Genomic DNA, 5,411 nt, shown 5'->3' with positions numbered 1-5,411 from the left:
AAGATGAGCAAGCGGGCCGGCACCGTGATCACCCTCGACGACCTGGTCGAGGCGATCGGCGTCGACGCCGCGCGCTACAGCCTGATTCGCTCGTCGGTGGACACCCCGATCGACATCGACCTCGCGCTGTGGTCGTCGGCGTCCAGCGAAAACCCGGTCTATTACGTGCAATACGCGCACGCGCGGCTTTCCGCGCTGGCCCGCAACGCCGCCGAGCTCGGACTCAGCCCCGACACCGGCCACCTCGATTTGCTGACCCACGAGAAGGAGGGCGCGCTGATCCGCAGCCTCGGCGAGTTCCCTCGGGTGCTGAATACCGCTGCGTCGCTGCGTGAACCGCACCGGGTCTGCCGCTATCTCGAGGATCTGGCCGGTGACTATCACCGGTTTTACGACGCCTGCCGGGTGTTGCCGCAGGGTGACGAGGAAGCCGGCGAACTGCACACCGCGCGCCTGGCGCTCTGCCAGGCGACCCGCCAGGTGATCGCCAACGGGTTGGCCATCCTCGGCGTCAGTGCTCCGGTGCGAATGTGAACGCGCACCCGGCCGGGCCCCGGCACGCCGAAGAGTTCCACCACTCCGGCGTTCCGCCGTGTCCGCGTGCGGGCCAGGAGCTACTGGAGTTGTCCCCGAATGTATGGCCGCGCAACGCGGTTCGCGGTGACGATGGCATGGTCAGCATTGCCGGTGTCTCGATGCAGTCCTTGGCGCAGGAGTACGGCACGCCGTTGTTCGTCATCGACGAGGACGACTTCCGGTCGCGCTGCCGCGAGATCGCGGCCGCATTCGGCGGCGGCGCCAACGTGCACTATGCCGGAAAGGCCTTCCTGTCCAGTGAGATCGCCCGCTGGATCAACGAAGAAGGTTTGTCGCTCGACGTGTGCACTGGCGGCGAACTCGCGGTCGCGCTGCACGCCGATTTTCCCCCCGAGCGAATCGCGTTGCACGGCAACAACAAATCTGTCGCCGAACTCACCGCCGCCGTCAAGATCGGCATCGCCCATGTGGTGGTCGACTCGATGATCGAAATAGAGCGACTCGACGCCATCGCAGGGGAAGCGGGCGTCGTCCAGGACGTCCTGGTGCGCGTCACCGTCGGGGTCGAGGCGCACACGCACGAGTTCATCTCCACCGCCCACGAAGACCAGAAATTCGGGCTGTCACTGGCCAACGGTGCCGCGATGGCCGCGATCCGGCGGGTTTTCGCCGCCGACAATCTTCGACTGGTCGGTCTGCACAGCCACATCGGCTCGCAGATCTTCGATGTCGGAGGCTTCGAGATCGCCGCCCACCGGGTGATCGGCCTGTTGCGGGACGTGGTCGCCGAGTTCGGCGTCGACAAGACCGCGCAGATCGCGACGGTCGATCTCGGCGGCGGCTTTGGTATTTCGTACCTCCCCAACGACGACCCGCCGCCGGTGGGTGAACTTGCCGACAAGCTCAGCGACATCGTGCGCAGCGAATCCGCCGCGGTGGGTCTGCCGGTTCTGCGCCTGGTTGTTGAACCCGGGCGCGCGATCGCCGGCCCGGGAACGGTGACGCTGTACGAAGTCGGCACGGTCAAGGACGTCGGTGTCAGTGCGACCGCGCACCGGCGCTACGTCAGCGTGGACGGCGGCATGAGCGACAACATCCGCACGTCACTGTACGGCGCCGACTACGACGTCCGACTGGTATCCCGCGCCACCGAGGCCGAGCCCGCCCTGGCCCGGATTGTCGGAAAGCACTGCGAGAGCGGCGATATCGTGGTGCGCGACACCTGGGTGCCGGACGACATAGCACCCGGTGACCTGGTCGCGGTCGCGGCGACCGGCGCCTACTGCTATTCGCTGTCGAGCCGGTACAACTTGATCGGCCGCCCTGCAGTGGTGGCCGTCCGTGATGGAAAGTCCCGTCTGGTCTTGCGCAGGGAGACGGTTGACGATCTGTTGAGTCTGGAAGTGAGGTGAGTCGGTGGCAAGCGATGAAAAGCCGGTCGGCGTAGCGGTATTGGGACTTGGCAATGTGGGCAGCGAAGTTGTCCGCATCATGAAGGAAAGCGCCGACGACCTCGCCGCCCGCGTCGGGGCGCCGCTGGTGCTGCGCGGCATCGGTGTTCGACGCGTGGCCGGTGACCGCGGTGTGCCCGTCGAACTGCTCACCGAGGACATCGAAGCACTGGTGTCCCGCGACGACGTCGACATCGTCGTCGAGGTGATGGGTCCGGTCGAACCGTCGCGCAAGGCGATCCTGGCCGCGCTGGAGCACGGCAAGTCCGTGGTGACGGCCAATAAGGCGCTGCTGTCGGTGGCCACCGGTGAGCTGGCCCAGGCCGCCGAAAACGCCCATGTAGACCTCTATTTCGAGGCGGCGGTGGCGGGTGCCATTCCGGTGATCCGCCCGCTGACGCAGTCGCTGGCCGGTGACACCGTGCAGCGGGTGGCCGGGATTGTCAACGGCACCACCAACTACATCCTGTCCGAAATGGCCAGTACCGGCGCCAGCTACGAGCAGGCGCTGGCCGACGCGAGCGCGCTCGGGTATGCCGAAGCCGACCCGACCGCCGACGTGGAAGGCTACGACGCCGCAGCGAAGGCCGCCATTCTGGCGTCGATCGCCTTCCATACCCGGGTGACCGCCGACGACGTCTACCGCGAGGGCATCACCAAGATCAGCGCGGACGACTTCGCGTCCGCGCGTGCCCTGGGCTGCACCATCAAGCTGCTTTCGATCTGCGAGCGGATCGCAGGAGACGACGGGCAACAACGGGTCTCGGCTCGGGTTTACCCTGCATTGGTGCCACTGGAGCACCCACTCGCCACGGTTAGCGGCGCTTTCAATGCCGTCGTCGTCGAGGCGGAGGCCGCCGGCCGGCTGATGTTCTACGGACAGGGTGCCGGCGGAGCGCCGACCGCGTCGGCGGTGACCGGCGACCTGGTGATGGCAGCCCGCAACCGGGTACTCGGCAGCCGGGCGCCCAAAGAGTCGAAATACGCCCAACTGTCCATCGCGCCGATGGGCATGATTCCCACCCGCTACTACGTCAGCATGGACGTCGCGGACAAGCCGGGCGTATTGGCCACGGTCGCAGCGGAATTCGCCAAGCGCGAGGTCAGCATCGCCGAGGTGCGTCAGGAAGGCGTGGTCGGTGAAGACGGGCGGCGTGTCGGAGCCCGCGTGGTGGTGGTCACCCATACCGCGACCGACGCCGCGCTGTCCGAAACCGTTGACGCGCTGGCCGAGTTGGACGTAGTGCAGGGCGTGGCCAGCGTCTTGCGGTTGGAAGGAACCAACGTATGACTTCCTCCAAGACAGCCGTGCACCGACGGTGGCCCGGCCTGATCGAGGCCTACCGAGAACGGCTGCCGGTCGGCGACAACTGGACGCCGGTCACCTTGCTCGAGGGCGGCACGCCGCTGATTTCGGCGCCCCGGCTCTCCGAGCGGATCGGCTGCACGGTTCACCTGAAAGTCGAGGGGCTCAACCCCACCGGGTCGTTCAAGGACCGCGGCATGACCATGGCCGTCACCGACGCGGTGGCCCGCGGTCAGCAGGCTGTGCTGTGTGCGTCCACCGGCAACACGTCGGCGTCGGCCGCGGCCTACGCCGCCCGCGCCGGCATCACCTGTGCCGTGCTCATTCCGCAGGGCAAGATCGCGATGGGCAAACTCGCGCAGGCGGTCATGCACGGCGCCAAGATCATTCAGGTCGACGGCAACTTCGACGACTGCCTGGAGGTGGCCCGCAAGATCGTCGCCGACTTCCCGACGATCGCGTTGGTCAATTCGGTCAACCCGGTTCGCATCGAGGGCCAGAAGACCGCGGCGTTCGAAATCGTCGACGTCTTGGGTGATGCGCCCGACATTCACGCTCTGCCGGTGGGCAACGCCGGCAACATCACCGCGTACTGGAAGGGCTACACCGAGTACCACGCGGACGGCGTGAGCGAAAAGCTTCCGCGCATGCTCGGCACTCAGGCCGCCGGCGCGGCTCCGCTGGTGTCCGGCGTGCCGGTGAAGAATCCCGAGACCATTGCCACCGCGATCCGGATCGGCTCGCCGGCATCGTGGGGGCCCGCCGTCGCCGCCCAGGAGGAGTCCAACGGGCGCTTCCTGGCCGCCACCGACGACGAGATCCTGGCCGCATATCACCTGGTCGCCTTCACTGAAGGTGTCTTTGTCGAGCCGGCGTCGGCGGCCAGCATCGCGGGTCTGCTCAAATCGGTCGACGACGGCTGGGTGCAACCGGGATCGACGGTGGTGTGCACGGTCACCGGCAACGGCCTCAAGGACCCCGACACCGCGTTGCGCGACATGCCGAAGGTGGAGCCGGTCCCGGTCGACCCCGTCGCCGTCGTCGCGACCTTGGGGCTGGCCTAGTGCTGGCCTCCGGGCTGCTGGGCAACTCGGTCGTCCCCGCCTCCAGCGCCAACCTCGGGCCAGGCTTCGACAGCCTCGGGCTGGCGCTGAGTCTTTACGACGAAGTCATGGTCGAGACAACAGATGCCGGTCTGGTCGTCGAGGTCGAAGGGGAGGGGGCCGGGGAGCTGAAGCGCGACGCCGGCCATCTCGTCGTACGCGCCATCCAGCGCGGGTTGCAGGCGGCCGGTGTCGGCGCCGCGGGCTTGAAAGTGCGCTGTCGCAACGCTATTCCGCACTCTCGCGGCCTGGGCTCGTCGGCTGCGGCGGTCGTCGGCGGCCTCGCCGCGGTGAATGGACTTCTCGCACAAGCGGGTTTGACGCCGCTGAGCCAAGCTCAGCTGATCCAGCTGTCATCGGAGTTCGAAGGACATCCCGACAATGCAGCCGCTGCGGTCCTGGGTGGCGCCGTCGTGTCCTGGACCGACACCAGCGGCGGGTCGCCCGCCTACGCGGCGGCTCAGATCCGGTTGCATCCCGACATTCACCTCTTTCCGGCCATTCCCGTGCAGCGTTCGTCGACGGTCGAGGCCCGGGTGCTGCTGCCGACGCAGGTCAGTCACGAGGACGCCCGCTTCAACGTAAGTCGGGCCGCGCTGCTGGTGGTGGCCCTTACCGAACGGCCCGACCTGCTGATGGCGGCCACCGAGGATGTGCTCCACCAGCCGTACCGGGCACCGGCCATGCCGGCGTCGGCGGAATACCTGCAACTGTTACGCCGTTGCAACCTAGCGGCTGTGCTTTCCGGGGCCGGACCGGCGGTGATCGCGCTCAGCACGGCGTCCGAACTGCCCGCCGAGGTGCTGGAATACGCGGCCGCAAACGGCTTCCAGGTCAGCGAGATGGCGGTCGGCGATGGCGTATGCTGGGGCTCTGGGGTAGCGGTTCCCAGCTAGTGTCCTCGGACACCGCGAACTGGCTTCTTGCTTCCGGCACCGAAGAAGGTTATTCTCGGTTCCGTCCAGCAATCGCAGTCATCTGCATGATGCGCAGACATTGCGCGACCCCTAGGAC

General features: G+C 67.2%; 5 protein-coding genes. All 5 read left to right on the top strand.

Annotated features, from left to right (window positions below; all coding sequences use genetic code 11):
- Positions 1 to 534, top strand: a 534-nt coding sequence (locus AC2VOG_RS15670) for a DALR anticodon-binding domain-containing protein (RefSeq protein WP_486940793.1), incomplete at its 5' end; no start/stop codon positions are given.
- Between the two features lie 83 nt (positions 535 to 617).
- Positions 618 to 1,949 carry a diaminopimelate decarboxylase gene (gene lysA, locus AC2VOG_RS15665; RefSeq protein ID WP_486940794.1) on the top strand — a complete coding sequence of 444 codons (1,332 nt, stop codon included), beginning with the start codon at positions 618 to 620 and terminating at the stop codon, positions 1,947 to 1,949.
- Positions 1,950 to 1,953: 4 nt separating this feature from the next.
- Positions 1,954 to 3,279, top strand: coding sequence for a homoserine dehydrogenase (locus AC2VOG_RS15660; RefSeq protein WP_486940792.1), 1,326 nt, complete (start codon positions 1,954 to 1,956; stop codon positions 3,277 to 3,279).
- On the top strand, positions 3,276 to 4,358 hold the full coding sequence (thrC, locus tag AC2VOG_RS15655) for a threonine synthase (RefSeq protein WP_486940791.1): 1,083 nt from the start codon (positions 3,276 to 3,278) through the stop codon (positions 4,356 to 4,358). Before AC2VOG_RS15660 ends, thrC begins: the two co-directional genes overlap by 4 nt.
- The gene (gene thrB, locus AC2VOG_RS15650) at positions 4,358 to 5,293 is read left to right on the top strand and encodes a homoserine kinase (RefSeq protein WP_486940790.1); all 936 of its coding nucleotides are present in this window, start codon (positions 4,358 to 4,360) and stop codon (positions 5,291 to 5,293) included. Before thrC ends, thrB begins: the two co-directional genes overlap by 1 nt.
- Positions 5,294 to 5,411 lie beyond the last annotated feature (118 nt).

The sequence above is a fragment of the Mycobacterium sp. TH-M11 genome (assembly GCF_057473725.1).
The sequence above is the reverse complement of the archived record's forward strand: the minus strand, read 5'-3'. Positions and strand labels throughout refer to the sequence as shown.

What these genes read in the sequence shown, in the direction of transcription:
- thrC (WP_486940791.1), top strand. Translation starts at nt 3,276, where the DNA reads ATGACTTCCTCCAAGACAGCCGTGCACCGACGGTGGCCCGGCCTGATC.